This is a genomic window from Streptomyces sp. NPDC057099, from assembly GCF_042671245.1.
GTDB lineage: Bacteria > Actinomycetota > Actinomycetes > Streptomycetales > Streptomycetaceae > Streptomyces > Streptomyces purpurascens.
On sequence record NZ_JBHUTX010000012.1, the window covers coordinates 1 to 14,050 of the forward strand.

General features: G+C 71.5%; 14 protein-coding genes. 8 read left to right on the plus strand and 6 right to left on the minus strand.

Translation table 11 applies throughout. The features are described from left to right. Window positions 1-498 precede the first annotated feature (498 nt). The 5 genes from ACFT4A_RS17875 to ACFT4A_RS17895 all read left to right on the plus strand — a co-directional run bounded on the left by ACFT4A_RS17875 (window position 499) and on the right by ACFT4A_RS17895 (window position 4,946). Window positions 499-1,026, plus strand: a complete 528-nt coding sequence (locus ACFT4A_RS17875; RefSeq protein WP_382831093.1) for a hypothetical protein — start codon at window positions 499-501, stop codon at window positions 1,024-1,026. A gap of 47 nt (window positions 1,027-1,073) precedes the next feature. After that, window positions 1,074-1,760 (plus strand): hypothetical protein, encoded by a 687-nt coding sequence (locus ACFT4A_RS17880; RefSeq protein WP_382831095.1) that lies wholly within the window; start codon window positions 1,074-1,076, stop codon window positions 1,758-1,760. A gap of 148 nt (window positions 1,761-1,908) precedes the next feature. Then, entirely contained in the window at window positions 1,909-2,436 is a 528-nt protein-coding gene (locus ACFT4A_RS17885) for a YbjN domain-containing protein (protein ID WP_031142427.1), read from the plus strand. Window positions 2,437-2,733: 297 nt separating this feature from the next. Beyond that, window positions 2,734-4,137: an NlpC/P60 family protein gene (locus tag ACFT4A_RS17890; protein WP_382831098.1), complete on the plus strand. Its 1,404-nt coding sequence runs from the start codon at window positions 2,734-2,736 to the stop codon at window positions 4,135-4,137. A gap of 89 nt (window positions 4,138-4,226) precedes the next feature. Beyond that, a complete protein-coding gene (locus ACFT4A_RS17895; protein WP_382831101.1) occupies window positions 4,227-4,946 on the plus strand; it encodes a response regulator transcription factor in 720 nt (239 codons plus the stop codon). A 10-nt stretch (window positions 4,947-4,956) separates the two neighbouring features. On the opposite strand, the gene ACFT4A_RS17900 is transcribed toward ACFT4A_RS17895, so the two are convergent. After that, on the minus strand, window positions 4,957-6,591 hold the full coding sequence (locus tag ACFT4A_RS17900; protein ID WP_382831104.1) for a sensor histidine kinase: 1,635 nt from the start codon (window positions 6,589-6,591) through the stop codon (window positions 4,957-4,959). 234 nt (window positions 6,592-6,825) lie between these two features. Here ACFT4A_RS17900 and ACFT4A_RS17905 point away from each other — a divergent pair, with 234 nt between their 5' ends. Then, window positions 6,826-7,185 carry an SH3 domain-containing protein gene (locus ACFT4A_RS17905; RefSeq protein WP_382831106.1) on the plus strand — a complete coding sequence of 120 codons (360 nt, stop codon included), beginning with the start codon at window positions 6,826-6,828 and terminating at the stop codon, window positions 7,183-7,185. An 89-nt stretch (window positions 7,186-7,274) separates the two neighbouring features. Here ACFT4A_RS17905 and ACFT4A_RS17910 read toward each other — a convergent pair whose 3' ends face one another. The 5 genes from ACFT4A_RS17910 to ACFT4A_RS17930 all read right to left on the minus strand — a co-directional run bounded on the left by ACFT4A_RS17910 (window position 7,275) and on the right by ACFT4A_RS17930 (window position 12,556). Then, window positions 7,275-8,585, minus strand: coding sequence for an ABC transporter permease (locus ACFT4A_RS17910; RefSeq protein WP_382831109.1), 1,311 nt, complete (start codon window positions 8,583-8,585; stop codon window positions 7,275-7,277). Next, window positions 8,582-9,310 carry an ABC transporter ATP-binding protein gene (locus ACFT4A_RS17915; protein WP_382831112.1) on the minus strand — a complete coding sequence of 243 codons (729 nt, stop codon included), beginning with the start codon at window positions 9,308-9,310 and terminating at the stop codon, window positions 8,582-8,584. The genes ACFT4A_RS17910 and ACFT4A_RS17915 overlap by 4 nt, the downstream gene beginning before the upstream one ends. Then, window positions 9,307-10,611 (minus strand): peptidoglycan-binding protein, encoded by a 1,305-nt coding sequence (locus tag ACFT4A_RS17920; RefSeq protein WP_382831113.1) that lies wholly within the window; start codon window positions 10,609-10,611, stop codon window positions 9,307-9,309. Before ACFT4A_RS17920 ends, ACFT4A_RS17915 begins: the two co-directional genes overlap by 4 nt. A gap of 2 nt (window positions 10,612-10,613) precedes the next feature. Next, the gene (locus ACFT4A_RS17925) at window positions 10,614-11,192 is read right to left on the minus strand and encodes a hypothetical protein (protein WP_382831116.1); all 579 of its coding nucleotides are present in this window, start codon (window positions 11,190-11,192) and stop codon (window positions 10,614-10,616) included. Window positions 11,193-11,359: 167 nt separating this feature from the next. Further along, window positions 11,360-12,556, minus strand: coding sequence for a pyridoxal phosphate-dependent aminotransferase (locus ACFT4A_RS17930; protein ID WP_382831119.1), 1,197 nt, complete (start codon window positions 12,554-12,556; stop codon window positions 11,360-11,362). A gap of 128 nt (window positions 12,557-12,684) precedes the next feature. Between ACFT4A_RS17930 and ACFT4A_RS17935 the strand changes: the two genes are divergently transcribed. Next, window positions 12,685-12,954, plus strand: coding sequence for a hypothetical protein (locus tag ACFT4A_RS17935; protein ID WP_382831120.1), 270 nt, complete (start codon window positions 12,685-12,687; stop codon window positions 12,952-12,954). A gap of 558 nt (window positions 12,955-13,512) precedes the next feature. Next, window positions 13,513-14,040, plus strand: coding sequence for a DUF2617 family protein (locus ACFT4A_RS17940; protein WP_382831122.1), 528 nt, complete (start codon window positions 13,513-13,515; stop codon window positions 14,038-14,040). Window positions 14,041-14,050 lie beyond the last annotated feature (10 nt).

Here is a 14,050-nt window from a genome sequence, read left to right on the forward strand (position 1 = left end):
AGGGCGGGGGCGGGGTGGGGGTCATGTGGGCACTTCCTGGGACGGGGCGGGGGCGTAGGCATACGAAGTATTCGGCCAACTCGGGGTCACCCCCGCGCACTCCGCGCCCTCCGCTTCACGGCAACGTCGCACCTTCCGGGCAGGATTCGAACGGTCTTCCGTATTCGGTGGCCGCTTCCGCTCGTGGAGCGCTTCTCGGCCACGTCATCTCGGCCCTCTGTCGGCGTGTTGCCGCTGTGCCTAGAGTGACCTGGCTGCCAGTGATGTGGACCTGACCAGTCCCGCCTGGTGCGTTGACCATTCACGGGGGAATTCACGGGGGATTTCACGGGTGCACGCATCCCTGCGCGCCATTCTGCGCGACTTCAGGCCGCCGCCCGTGCGCTGACGGGGAGCCGTCGCGGCACGCGCCGCCACAGCGGCACAGGCGACCAGCCCCGCACTGCACTCCACTGCCCTCTCGGGTCCCCACCTCAGCCCCAGCCAGAAGGAATGCCCATGCGCAAGACTCTGACCGCAGCCGGTCTCGCCTCGTCCGCCCTCGCGATCGGCGTGCTGTTCGCCGGCCCGGCCGCCGCCTGGACGGCCTCGTCCCAGTTCGACGTCGTCTTCCCCGGCCAGAAGCCGCAGACGACCTACTACGTGGAGAACACCGGGGCGAACACGACGTCCAACGGCAACATGACCGGGAAGTCGGTCGTCTACTGGCAGCTCGGCGTCGACCAGGTGATCGACGGCTCGACGCGGTTCACCAGCTTCAAGATCACGACGCGGATCGAGTCGCGCCTCGGCACGTCCGGGACCGACGAGGTCAGGACCAAGAAGACCTGCGACATGACCGCGGTCGTCAACGACCACTACCAGTGGTCCTACGACTCCCCCGAGAACACCTGCGTCGCTCCGTCCGTCGTCTACGACGGTGAGCTGTGGTGGTCGTCGGACGCCACGGTCGTCTACGACATCGAGGGCGACGGCAAGGGTGCCATCACCCAGGAGCTCGAGGGCACCAAGCTGGTCCACGGCTGACCGGCGACACCCTTCACCCCGCCACGACCCCGTCCCGGAGGACAGACGTGATACGCAGATCGCTGACGGCCGCCCTCGTGGCCACCGCCTCGGCCACCGTGCTCGTGCTCACCAGCGGCACGGTGGTGCACGCGGCCGAGGAGCCCACCGCCGAGCCGTCGGTCACCGCCACACCGGCGGACGAAGCGCCGGCGAACCCCGTGATCGCCGAGTACAACGGGAAGAAGATCAACCTCGCCGATTCGTGGGAGGGCGCCGACAGCTGCACCGAGCTGCCCAGCGGTGAGGTGCACTGCTACGACTCGGACGCCGAGGCGCTGGCCGACCCCGAGCTGCCCGCCGACATCCGCGAGGAGACGCTGAAGGCCAACGCCGCCGCTCCCGCCGGGCCCAGCGCGGCCGCCGCGCCGCCCTCCCGGTGCGTCGCCGACTACTGGTGCCTCTATATGAAGGTCGGCTACAAGGGCAAGCTCCTGCGGCTGTTCTCCGACGGGGAGAAGGACCTCAAGGAGTGGGGCTGCCGGGACAAGCTGAGCGCCGTCTACTACTGGGTCGGCCGTTACTCGATCAACTACGGCGACGCGAAGATCACCGACCTGCGCTCCTGGCCCGTCGCGGACCGGGTCCGGCGGCTCGACCCGCCGGGCGGCTGGTCGAACTTCACCAACCTCGACTACCCGGGCGGCGGGAACTGGAACAACAAGGTCGACATCTTCGAGGTCCGTCGCGCCTGACAGTCGTGTGAAGGCTCCGGTGGGTACCCGGTGCTTCCCCCGACCGGCCGGATCCTGTCAGCCGACGGCTGATGGGGCCGGTCCGGGCTTGCCACCCCCCTCCCCGGATGGGGGAGGATGGCGGAATCCGTACGAAGGGAAATTCACGGTGACCATCGACCCGTCCTCGATTCCGAACTTCGGGGGCCAGCCCGAGCCGCAGCCCGGCGGCCCGGCCGGCCCCGTCGTCCCGGATCAGGACCTCGTGAAGCAGCTCCTCGACCAGATGGAGCTCAAGTACGTCGTCGACGACGAGGGAGACCTCGCGGCGCCGTGGGAGCAGTTCCGCACCTACTTCATGTTCCGGGGTGAGGGAGACCAGCAGGTCTTCTCCGTGCGGACGTTCTACGACCGGCCCCATGAGATCGAGGCGAAGCCGCAGATCCTGGAGTCGATCGACGACTGGAACCGCCGCACGCTGTGGCCCAAGGTCTACAGCCACACCCACGACGACGGCACGGTCCGCCTCATCGGCGAGGCCCAGATGCTGATCGGCATGGGTGTCAGCCTGGAGCACTTCGTCTCCTCGACGGTCAGCTGGGTGCGCGCGGCGATCGAGTTCGACAAGTGGCTCATCGAGCAGCTCGGGCTCGAGGAGGAGATCAACGAGGCGGAGAAGCCCGAAGACGAAGAGTAGGCCCAGCGAGGCCTCGCCCCAGCGGCGCGTCGGCGCGTACGAGCAGGACAGGTACGTGCTGTACGCGCCGTACGCCTTTTCTCAGCGGCGCACATCCGATGCCCGTCTCCCGCTCCACCGCCTTCCTCGCCGCGTCCGTCACGGCGTCGGCGCCGCTCTCGCCGTCGCGATCCTCCTGACCTCGCCAGTGATCGATCTTCACTAAAGGTTCACAAGTTTGCTAAGTTGACCACTGCGCGCGCGACTTCTACCGGTAGGCAGGTGGTCTCGCCCGCTTGGACGGAAGGAGCGCCCTCGTTGGCGAGTGAGAGCGAGGGCCCGAGCCCTGACGAGGTCCGGCGGTGGGTCAACAGGCTCTACGACCGGGCCGAGAGCGACACGGGTAGGTACAACGCGACCCGGGCCGCTTCGATCCCGCGCCAGAGGAACGTGGCCGCCACCGGTGGCCGGTCCCAGGAGGACACGGAGCCCGCGGCCGTGACCTTCGCCCGGAAGTGGTTCGCCTCCGCCCGGGCCACATCGGGCCCGACCCTGCCGGCGACGCTGCCGGACCGGAGGTCGCCGGTCCGTCCCGACCGCGCACCCGAGTCCGTACGACCCGTGCGCCCTGCGGAACGTCCCGCGGAACCCCTCGCCCTCGAAGCGCCCAAGAGTGTTGCCCGGGAGCTGACCGGCGGAACAGCTCAGTCACCAGCCACCGGAGCCCTCCCGGAGATCCCCGCCCAGCGTGTCGCACCGGCTCTGCCGGGCGAGTCCCGGCGGGACGAGAGCGCCGGGCCCGGTGACGCGCTACCGGTCCTCGGCGGCGACGCGGCGGCGTGGCCGCTGTACGAGCCCGTCGGGCAGGCGCCTGCCCCGGAGCCCGACCCGCTGTCCGGCCCGCTGCCCACCGTGACGCTGCCCACCGTCCAGGGGCCCGCCGCAGGCACCCTCCAGGTGGATCTCCCGGCGACCGGGACGGAGGCGTACGGTGCCGGTCCTGCGACCGGGACGGAGATTTACGGTGCCGGTCCGGCGACCGGGACGCTGACCTACGGTGCCGGTCCGGCGACCGGTGCGACCGCGACGTATCCCGCGGTTCTGTCAGCCGCTCCCACTCCTGACCACACCTTCGCTCCCACCCCGCACTACACGTCCGATCCCGCCGCTCGCCACACCCCCGCTGCACCGGCCGGCCTGACCACCGCCCTTTATGACGCCGGCCTGCCGGACGCCCCGGCATCTGCCCCGAGCGCTCCTGCTCCGGCGGTACTCACCGAGCCGGCCGCCGCACCCGCCCTCTCCGCCGCGTTCCCACCCGGCGCCTACGGTGGATCGTGGCTGTCGCCGGACAGCGGCCACCGCACCCGCGCCGAGCGGGTGATCGACTTCGCCCGGGCGCAGACCGGCAGGCCCTGCGTATGGGGCGCGGTCGGGCCGGGATCGTACGACGCCCCCGGTCTCACCCAGGCCGCGTGGAAGGCCGCCGGCGTCATGCTTCCCCGGACCACGCAGGCCCAGTGGGGAGCGGGAACGCAGGTCTCGCTCGCTGACGCCCAGGTCGGAGACCTGGTCTTCTTCCACGACGACCTCGGTCACGTCGGCATCTGGAGCGGCGACGGCATGATGATCCACGCCCCGGGTCCCGGAGCGCTCATCCGTGAGGAGTCGGTGTTCTTCGCCGGCCAGTCGGCGATCAAGGGCGCGATCCGCCCGGCCTGACGCCCGGGAGTTTCCCGGAGGTGGGAATTCCGGGGGTGCGTTGGTATCAACGGTGATGGAATCGTGCCGGGCCTCGCTGAGGAGAATCGTTGAGCGCGCGCATCCTGGTCGCCGAAGACGACGAAAAACAATCTCGTCTCATCCGGATTTATCTGGAACGGGAAGGCAACGCCGTGCAGGTCGTGGCCGACGGCAGGGCGGCGCTGGAACGGGCGCGTTCGACGGGGCTGGATCTCATCGTTCTCGATGTGATGCTGCCGCTCGTCGACGGCCTTGACGTATGCCGCATTCTGCGTGCCGAGGCCTCCGAGGTGCCGATTCTGCTGCTGACCGCCCGCAGCACCGAGGAGGACATGCTTCTCGGCCTCGATCTGGGGGCCGACGACTACCTCACCAAGCCCTACAGTCCCCGCGAACTCACCGCGCGGGTACGGGCGCTGCTGCGGCGCTCCAGGAAGGGCGGCGCGGCCGGGAGCGAGGTGCTGCGGGTCGGTGCGGTCGAACTGGACACCGCCCGCTTCGAGGTCCGGGTGGCGGGCCGTCCGGTGGCGCTGACCTCCAAGGAGTTCTCGATCCTGGAGGCTCTGGCCCGCCAGCCGGGGCGGGTGTTCACCCGGACCCAGATCATCGAGTGCGCCTTCGGCTACGACAGCGATGTACTCGAGCGCACGGTGGACGCCCATGTCCGCAACCTGCGCCGGAAGCTGGGGGACGACCCGGCCCGGCCACGCCATCTGGAGACCGTGTACGGCCGGGGGTATCGCCTGCTGGACGGCTCGGCCCCCACCCGGGCGCTCCCGGGATCCTGACCGGGGTCGATCAGCCGGCGTCGGCCCGCGGCCGGGCCGTGGAGAGCGCGACGGTGAAGGTGGTGCCGACGCCGACGGCGCTCTCCACGTCGATGGTCCCCTGGTGATCGGTCACGATCTGGCGGGCGATGGACAGCCCCAGGCCACTCCCTCCGGTGGCGCGGCCCCGTGCCGCGTCCGCTCGCCAGAAGCGGTTGAAGAGATGCGGCAGGTCCTCGGCGGGTATGCCCTTGCCGGTGTCCCGCACCTGAATGATCGCGAGATCGCCGCTCCGGACCAGGGCGAGTGTCACCGTGCCGCCCGGTGCCGTGGCCCTCAGGGCGTTGCCGACCAGATTGCCGACGACCTGACGTACACGGTCGGCGTCGGCGATGACGTACACAGGCTGCGGCGCATCCAGCCTCAGCGCGACACCCGCCGCGTCGGCCTGGGCGCGGTGGGCCGTGCCGGCGGCTTCGAGGAGCTCGCGCAGGTCGACGCGCGTGCGGTGGTAGGTGAGCGCACCGGCCTCGGCCAGCGCGAGAACCTGCAGGTCGTCCACGATCCGCTGCTGCAGCAGTGCCTCCTCGTGGAGGGAGTCGAGCAGCTCGGGGGTCGGTTCGACGATCCCGTCCCGCAGGGCCTCCAGATAGCCGCGCAGATTGGCCAGCGGGGTGCGCAGCTCGTGGGCGATGTCACCGGTGAGGCGGCGCTGGCGTTCCTCGCCGGCCTGTATGGAGTCCGCCATCCGGTTGAAGGCACGGCCGAGTTGGGCGATCTCGTCCCGGCCGGAGACGGGGACCCGCCGCCCCAGGTCTCCCTCGCCCAGCCCCCCGGCGGCCAGGGTCATGGCACGGACCGGGCGCAGCACGGCCCGGCTCAGGAGCAGGGCGCCGAGCACGGCGGCGAGGGCGACGCCGCCGGCGACGGCCACCGTGGGTGCCGCGGCCAGGGTGGGCGGGGACTCGTCCCGGACGCCGAGACGGATCTCCAGGCGTGGCGGGGCGGCGGAGCCCACGCGTTCGTTGAACACCCGCTGCAGACAGGCGATGAACTGCTGCTCGGACTCGCATGTCCTGATCGCCTCCAGGTCCCGCGCAGTCCGCGGGTCCGGTTCGCCTGTCGGCTCCGCGCACTGTTCCGGCCGGCGCTCTGTGCGGATCCGCGGCACGCCGGTGTCGTCCGGCCGGGCCGTCACCTCGGCCCCCGCCCGGGTCAGACAGGCCGCGTACGCCGCTTCGGCGCGGTACTGGGCGATCGCTGTCGCCGTCAGTTTCATCGAGGTCCGCGGTAACTGTCCCGCGGGGATCCGCAGGAGGGGACGCGGGTCGACCAGCACCGCCGGCTGGCTGCTCACCGGGCGGGGGGCACGGCCCTGGAGCGCGTCGGAATCGGCGAGCAGGACGCCGTTCTCGGTGGCGACCCGGATGCGCTGGCCGGTGTCCTTTGCCAGGCGGCTCACCGTCGGCGGGAGGCCCTCCCAGGTGGCGTGCGCGACCCCGTACGCGCGGAGCTCGCCGGTGATCCGGGAGACCTCCTGCCGTCCCGCGGTGACACTCTCCTGGACCTGGCGGTTCGCCTGACGCAGGGTCAGCCAGGCGGTGGCGGCGGTGGCGGTCATCGCGACCAGCATCAGCAGGCCGAGTACCCGGAGCCGGAAGCTCATCGAGTGGCCAAAAGGGCCGCAGAGTGGCGCATTGTCGCTCCTGGCATTTTCGGTCCCCTGTCGACAGAAATCGGACAGTTGCGGGCGGAATTCTTTCTTCAGGATTTTCGGGACTGCGATTGTACTGACGCCATTTGCACACCGATTGATGCAGTGGTGACTGTTTTGCTCAGGTGCCACACGGTGCACGGGGGAAGCAGTGCCAACAGAAAATGGATTCATGGGGGTACAGAAATGAAGCGTCGACTCGCGGCTGTCGTACCTGCCCTTGCGGCGGTGGCCATGGCCGTCCCGCTCGCCCTCTCCACCCCGGCCACCGCGGCCGCGTCCTGCGGCAGGACCGCCTCCGACCTGGACAGCAGCGCCTGGAACAGGACGGCCAGCGGCGCCAACGAGAGAAGCGGATCCAGCACCAACTGTGCCAGCAACGGCATCGCCTACAACACCCACCGCCTCGACTACCACTGCTACACGCGCATCGGGAACACCAGCGAGACCTGGACGTACCTCCGGAACGACACCACCGGTACGACCGGCTGGGTCCGCGACGACCTGCTGAGCGACGGCGGCAGCCTCACTTACTGCGGCTTCTAGTACGCCCGCCGGCACTCCCGCGGGAGGGCTGAGCAGGCCGGACTCATAGTGCGTCAGGGGCGGTCTCACCGAGGCCGCCCCTGACCCGTTCAGGAGCCGGACAGGGCCTCCGTCGGTGACAGCCGGCTCGCCCGTACCGCCGGATACAGTCCGGCGATCATGCCGATGACGAGGGTGCAGCCGATCCCCGCCGCACTCGCCCACACCGGGACGACCGTCGGCCACTCGCGGCTGAGGGCGTAGGCCGCCGTGATCGCGGTCCCCAGCACCGTCCCCCCGAGGCCGCCGATGAGCGACAGCAGCAGCGACTCCGTCACGAACTGGGTCCTGATCTGGCCGCGGGTCGCCCCCAGTGCCCGGCGCAGGCCGATCTCCGGGCGCCGCTCCAGGACCGAGATGACCATCGTGTTGCCGACCCCCACGCCACCGACGAGCAGGGCCACGCCGCCGAGGCCGAGCAGCAGCCCGGCCAGCGCCGACTCGGTGGCCTCGCGGGCGGCGAGCGCGTCGGAGGGCCGGGAGACGCTGACCTGGCCCGGTTTCTCCGGGTACGCCGTGGCCGGCAGCACGGCCCGTACCTCCGCGACCTGGCTGTCCTCGGCGCGGACGTAGACCGTGGACGGATGGCCGTCGAAGCGCAGGTACGTCCGGGCCGCCGGCCAGCCGACCAGCGCCGCGCTGTCGAGCTCCGGCGCGAGCGGTACGGGATCGAGGACGCCGACGAGGGAGAACCAGCGGCCGCCGAGCCAGACCCGGGTCCCCGGCGTGTACACGTCGAGCCGCCGCGCGGCCGTGGAGCCGAGTACGACCGCCGGGTACTTCTCGGTCGCGGAATCCAGCCAGCGGCCTCGGCGAACGTGGCCGCCGACCGCCGGCAGCAGGTCCCTGTCGGCCGCGAGGACCTCCAGGGAGCCGGTGCGGCCGATGGCGATGTGCTCATTGCGGTAGATGTGGGCGGCGGTCGCGCCGGTGGCGGCGACCTGCCGCACGGGCGGGATGCGGCCGATCATCGCGACGGCCTCGTGGGGCAGCTTGGCCTCGGTGCCGTCGAGCGCGTCGCCGGGGGCGACCCGCAGCAGGTTGGTGCCGAGCGCGTCGAGCCGGCGGTCCACCTCCGACCGGCCGGAGCCGGAGATCCCGACCACCGCGATCATGGCGGCGACGCCGATCGCGATCCCGAGCGCGGAGAGGAAGACCCGCAGGGGACGGGTCCGCAGCCCGGTCCCGCCGAGTCGCACGATGTCCTGGGGGCCGAGGCGGGCGGCCCGCAGCCCGCCGTCCGTGCCGGCGACGGCACCGCTCGCCCGTCCGCGGCCACGTCCGGTGCGCCGGCGGGGGCCGGACGGCGGGGTGGGCGGGGCGTCGTCCATGGGGAGGCCGTTCGTCGTACCGTCGGTCATCGGACCGCCTCACTCGGCGCGTCCGCGGTCGTGGTGTCCGCCACGGTCGTGGTGTCCGCCACCACGCGGCCGTCGCGCATCTCGATGCGGCGGGGCAGCCCGGCCGCGATCTCCCGGTCGTGGGTGATGATCACGACGGTGGTCCCGGCGGCGTGCAGCTCGTGCAGCAGACCGAGTACGGCCTGCCCGGAAGCGGAGTCCAGGTTGCCGGTCGGTTCATCCGCCAGCAGGACCGCCGGTTCGCCGATCACCGCCCGGGCCACCGCCACCCGCTGGCGCTCGCCACCGGACAGCTGGTGCGGGAGGTGGTGGACGCGGTGGCTGAGGCCGACTCGTTCCAGCGCCACCGCCGCCCCGGCCCGGCGGCGGCGCAGCGGTACCCCGGCGTACAGCAGCCCGTCGGCCACGGAGTCCAGGACCGGAACCCCTACCGCCAGATGGAACTGCTGGAAGACGAAGCCGATCCGGGTGGCCCGCAGTGCCGATACCTCACGGTCCGTCAGCTTCGCCACGTCGTGGCCGTCGACCAGCACCCGCCCGGCGGAGGGCCGGTCGAGGCTGCCCATGAGGTTCAGCATGCTGGACTTGCCCGAGCCCGACGGGCCGACGACCGCGACGAGTTCGCCGCGCCCGATGCGTAAGGTCACGTCCCGTACCGCCGCCACACCACCGGGGTACGTCTTGGAGACCCCGTCGAACTCCACGACCGCCGACGCCGCGCTCACTCGGGGATCCTCACCTTCATGCCCTCGCGCACCGCGCTTCCGCTCACTTCCACCCGGCCGTCCGCGAAGAGCCCGGTCTTCACCGCGACGAACCGGCCGTCCGCGGTCTCCAGGCCGTGGCCGCCCTCGGCAAGCGCGACCAGGGCGGCGACCGGGACGGTGAGGACGTCCGCCCGTTCCCGCCCCACGTACTCGACGGTGACCGGCGCGCTCTCCAGCCTTCCCACGGATTTCTGGTCCTTGACGGTGATGGTCACCGGAACCGTCGGTGCCCCGGAGCCGCCCTCCCCGCCTCCCTCCTCGGGGTCGGTCGCCTTCTTCCCCACCGAGGCCACCTCGCCCTTCACCGATGTCCCGTCGGGCAGCCCGATCGTGACGGCGGCGCCGCGCACGGCCCAGGAATCCTCCGCCGCCGAGGCGTTGACGACGACCTTCCGGGACGTACCGGTGTACGTGAGGACGTCCTCGGTGACCGCCGAACCGAGCCGGACACCCGCGTGGCCGATCCGCACCTTGCCGGCGGAGTAGACGACGTCCCCGACACCGACCGTGCCGGTCTGCGGAAGCCCGAGGGATTGCTGCCAGCGCTTGACCGCGCGGGCGGTGACGTCGGTGAACTCCTCGTCGACCGTGAAGCCGGTGTAGCCGAGAGCGGCGAGATTGCTCTCGAACTGCAGGACGTCCATCCCGCGCAGCGTGCTCCTCGTCCCTCCTGTCCCTCCTGCCCCGGCGCCGCCCGGCGTCGGCGATCCGGAGGGAGCCGGGGCCTTGGAGGTGTCGTCCGTGAGGCCCTGGTTCCCCGTGCCCTGGGCGTCCCCCTTGCCCTGTGCGTCCTCCGTGTTCCCGGCGTCTTGCGGGGTGCCCTGTCCGGTGCCCGTGGTCAGGCCCAGGTCCCGGTACATCGGCAGCGTCCCGTACAGCAGCACCACCGGCCGGTCGTCGACGCGCAGCAGAGTGCCGCCGCGCTGCACCGTCCTGCCGTCCGTGGGCAGCCAGGTCACGGTGCCCGTCGACTTGACCGGCAGCGGTATCTCGGTTCCGTAGCCCAACCGGCCGTCCACCGTGGTGCGTTCGGTCAGTGTCGCCCGGGTGACCGGGACGGTGGAGCCCGAGCGGGGCGGGGCGGGGGAGTCGTCCTCCGCCCCGCCTCCGCCGAGGCCCAGCGCACCGACCACGGCGACCGCCGCCACGACGACCAGAGCCGAGGCCACCAGGACCGTACGCCGGCCGCGCCGTCCGCGCGGCGGCGGCGCGGGAGCCGCCCCGCGCTCGTGATCGGTCTGCGTGACCGTCTCCGTCATCGTCAGCCCTTGCCCGCGGGCTGGTCCGCCGGGTCGCCGATGATCGGAGCGCAGACACGGGTGGCACGCTTGGCTCCCGCCGACGTCTGGTCCCACTCGGAGCCCTGCGCGGTCCCGTCGGGGCCGGGGTCGGGGAAGTCGGGGGCGCCCTTCTTCTGCATGCAGTCGGCGTAGTCCCGCTTGACCTTGATCTGCTCGGGGGTGAGCTTGGGCTGGTTGGCCTTCTCGAGGCTCTCGGGGACGGCCGCCACGAGCGAGGCGCACTTCTCGGAGGCGTTCAGGAACTTCGTGTCCTTCTTCAGCGCCGCGTTGTCGCCGAAGTCGACCTGCCCCTTGGCGTCCGGGTCGGGGGCGTCGACCCCGTTCTTCCGCAGGCATTTCACCCACTCGCGCTGGGCGTTCACGTACGCGGACACGTCGTCGCCACCGCCCGGGGCGGCCGTCGTGCCGGACGCCGAGGACGCGTTGTCGCCGTCGGCCGTCGGGACCTTCGGAGCGTCGCCCTCGCCGCCGCAGCCGGCCAGGGTGATCGCCATGACCGACGCCGTCACCATGGCCATCAGCACCCGGTTCGTCCTCATCGGTTCTCCCGCCTCCTGTCGGGCCCGACCGCGGGCGCGGCGGGCAGCCCGACCGTAGGCCGGAGGTGATGAAGAACCTTTGAAGAACCTGTTACCCGGTCATGCGGGCGCGCTTCGGGCGGGGCGCCGCGTCAGGGCCGCCGGCGACCCGGCAGGGGAAGGTGATGTCACGAAGCCAGGCGCCGCAGCCGAACGGCGGCCTCGTGGAGAACGTCGTCCCTCTTGCAGAAGGCGAAGCGGACCTGGCCGCGGCCGGCGTCGGCGTTGTCGTAGAAGACCGAGTTGGGGATGGCGACGACGCCGCAGCGCTGGGGGAGGGCGCGGCAGAAGGCGTAGGCGTCCTTCTCGCCGAAGGGGGTGATGCCGGTGGTGATGAAGTACGTGCCCTGGGGCTGGTAGACCTTGAACCCGGCCGCCCGCAGGCCGTCCCCGAGCAGGTCACGCTTGCGCCGCAGGTCGGTACGGAGGCCGTCGAAGTACGAGTCCGGCAGACCGAGCGCCTCGGCGATCGCGTACTGGAACGGGCCCGCCGAGACGTACGTCAGGTACTGCTTCGCCGATCGGACGGCCGTGACCAGTTCCGGGGCCGCCGTCACCCAGCCGACCTTCCAGCCGGTGAACGAGAACGTCTTGCCGCTGCTCGAAATGGTCACCGTGCGCTCGCGCATCCCCGGGAACGTCGCCAGCGGCACGTGCTCGGCCTCGTCGAAGACCAGGTGCTCGTACACCTCGTCCGTCACCACGAGCAGATCGCGCTCCACCGCCAGCTCGGCGATCGCGGCCAGCTCCTCGCGGGTGAGGACCGTGCCGGTGGGGTTGTGCGGGGTGTTGATCAGCAGCAGGCGGGTGCGGTCGGTGACGGCGTCGCGCAGCTCGTCGAGGTCGAGGCGGAAGCGGCCCTCGTCCTCGTGCGCGCGGAGGGTGACCGGCACCCGGCGCCCGCCCGCCATCGCGATGCACGCCGCGTAGGAGTCGTAGTACGGCTCCAGGGCGATCACCTCGTCGCCGGGCTCCACCAGGGCCAGCAGCGAGGCCGCGATGGCCTCCGTGGCCCCGGCGGTGACCAGGACCTCCGTGTCGGGGTCGTAGGACAGGCCGTAGTACCGCTGCTGATGGGCGGCGATGGCGGCACGCAGCTCGGGGACGCCGGGGCCCGGCGGGTACTGGTTGCCCCGGCCGTCCCGCAGCGCCCGTACGGCCGCCTCCCTGACCTCCTCGGGGCCGTCGGTGTCGGGGAAGCCCTGGCCGAGGTTGATGGCGCCGGTGCTCAGGGCCAGGGCGGACATCTCGGCGAAGATCGTCGTCCCGAACTCGGCGAGCCGGCGATTGAGGAGGGGGCGCGCGCTGGAGGTCATGCCGGTCATCCTGCGCCGAAGCTCTGGACTTCCTCAACTCTGCTTTGGGTCGTGCGGGTGCCGGGCATCCCCTGTTCACGCAAGAGCGAGGCGCCCACGGGGGGCCGCTTCGGGGGAAACGAAAGGAGGGTGACGCCATGGTTATCGGCATCATCCTGGCGGTGTTCGCAGTCATCCTGATCGCGGCGCTGGTGTCCGGGGTCCGCAGGGGCGGTTCCGGGCGGACGGCGCGTCGCGGGACGTGGGGGTCCTCCGGTTCGGCGAGCGGCGGCGGCAGCTGGTGGGCCGGCGGGGGAGACTCCGGCTCGTCCGGCGGTTCGTCCTGCAGCAGCGGCTCGTCCTGCGGAGGCGGGTCCTCCTGCGGTGGGGGCGGTGGTGGCGGTGGCTGCGGCGGCGGAGGCAGCTGACGGCAGTCCCACAGGCCCTCCCCACGGGGGGAGACGCACCCACCGAACGCGGGGTCCGCAGCTGAGGCGGGCCCCGCGTTTCCCGTCCGGCGGATGCGTCGAACGTCTGTCGGGCAACTGTGCGAGGTCTCAGACAACTTCACATGTCTGTAGGACAACTGCGTCCATGGGACGGCGTACTCGGGCGTGACTCCGGCAACTGCGCTTGTCAAAGGGGCATCTCGCGGGCCCCTTCCGAGTTCGGGCACCCGTCCGTCCCGGCTCCGGGCGGCGGCCCCGGCGCACCGGCGCACGCCTCCCCGGCGCCGGCGCACGCCGTAGTTGAACAATTGAGCTGTAGAGCCCTCTGGGGGATGGAAACCCTACGAACTTGGGTAAAAACGCTGTGGCGGCACCACAGTTCATGATTCCCTCTAAACCACCAACGCAGCCCCTCGGACGCTCTGCGGACACCTTCCAGAAACCGGCCGACCGGGTTGATCCGGGCCGAAACCCCCCGGTGCGACCGGGGCGCGGCGGACCCATCTCCCTCTCCTTGTGTGCTTGCGGAGCCGATCCATGCTCACGACCCTGAAGACCTCCTACACCGACACGCGCGCGGCCGATCTCGCCTGGGCGCTGGGGCGCGAGCCGCTTCCCGCACTGGCCGCACTGGACCTCGAACTGACGGGCGCGAAGATGCAGTTGCGACTCCTCGGCGCGTCCCACCAGGTCCTGCTGGAGGAGGAGCGGGGCATCTGCTCGGAGACGGTGGCGTGCATTCCGGGCAGCAGCACCCCGCTTCCGCTGGGCGTCGCCAAGCGGGTGGGCGACTGGGAGTACGAGTTCGCGGCCCGGGTCGAGGTCCTCTCGCCCGGCTCCTTCGAAGGCCGCGCCCAGGAGTTGCTGGCCCTCGTCTCCGACCATCCGCACGGCCTCGCGGGCGTCTTCCCCGGCAGCCCGCACGCCTTCACGGCACTGCTGGCCCAGCACCACGAGGGACAGGTGCACTGGCGGACCTGGCACGCGTATCCGCAGGACGGCCAGTTGGTGGCGACCCGTACGAGAGTCGGCGTACGGATGCCGGCGACGGTCTCCGCCAACTGAACCGGCGGCA

Bases quoted from the DNA above. Each gene is read 5' to 3' on its own strand.
- ACFT4A_RS17875 (WP_382831093.1), top strand. From the start codon at position 499: ATGCGCAAGACTCTGACCGCAGCCGGTCTCGCCTCGTCCGCCCTCGCG.
- ACFT4A_RS17900 (WP_382831104.1), bottom strand. From the start codon at position 6,591: ATGAGCTTCCGGCTCCGGGTACTCGGCCTGCTGATGCTGGTCGCGATG.
- ACFT4A_RS17905 (WP_382831106.1), top strand. From the start codon at position 6,826: ATGAAGCGTCGACTCGCGGCTGTCGTACCTGCCCTTGCGGCGGTGGCC.
- ACFT4A_RS17910 (WP_382831109.1), bottom strand. From the start codon at position 8,585: ATGACCGACGGTACGACGAACGGCCTCCCCATGGACGACGCCCCGCCC.
- ACFT4A_RS17920 (WP_382831113.1), bottom strand. From the start codon at position 10,611: ATGACGGAGACGGTCACGCAGACCGATCACGAGCGCGGGGCGGCTCCC.
- ACFT4A_RS17925 (WP_382831116.1), bottom strand. From the start codon at position 11,192: ATGAGGACGAACCGGGTGCTGATGGCCATGGTGACGGCGTCGGTCATG.
- ACFT4A_RS17930 (WP_382831119.1), bottom strand. From the start codon at position 12,556: ATGACCGGCATGACCTCCAGCGCGCGCCCCCTCCTCAATCGCCGGCTC.
- ACFT4A_RS17935 (WP_382831120.1), top strand. From the start codon at position 12,685: ATGGTTATCGGCATCATCCTGGCGGTGTTCGCAGTCATCCTGATCGCG.
- ACFT4A_RS17940 (WP_382831122.1), top strand. From the start codon at position 13,513: ATGCTCACGACCCTGAAGACCTCCTACACCGACACGCGCGCGGCCGAT.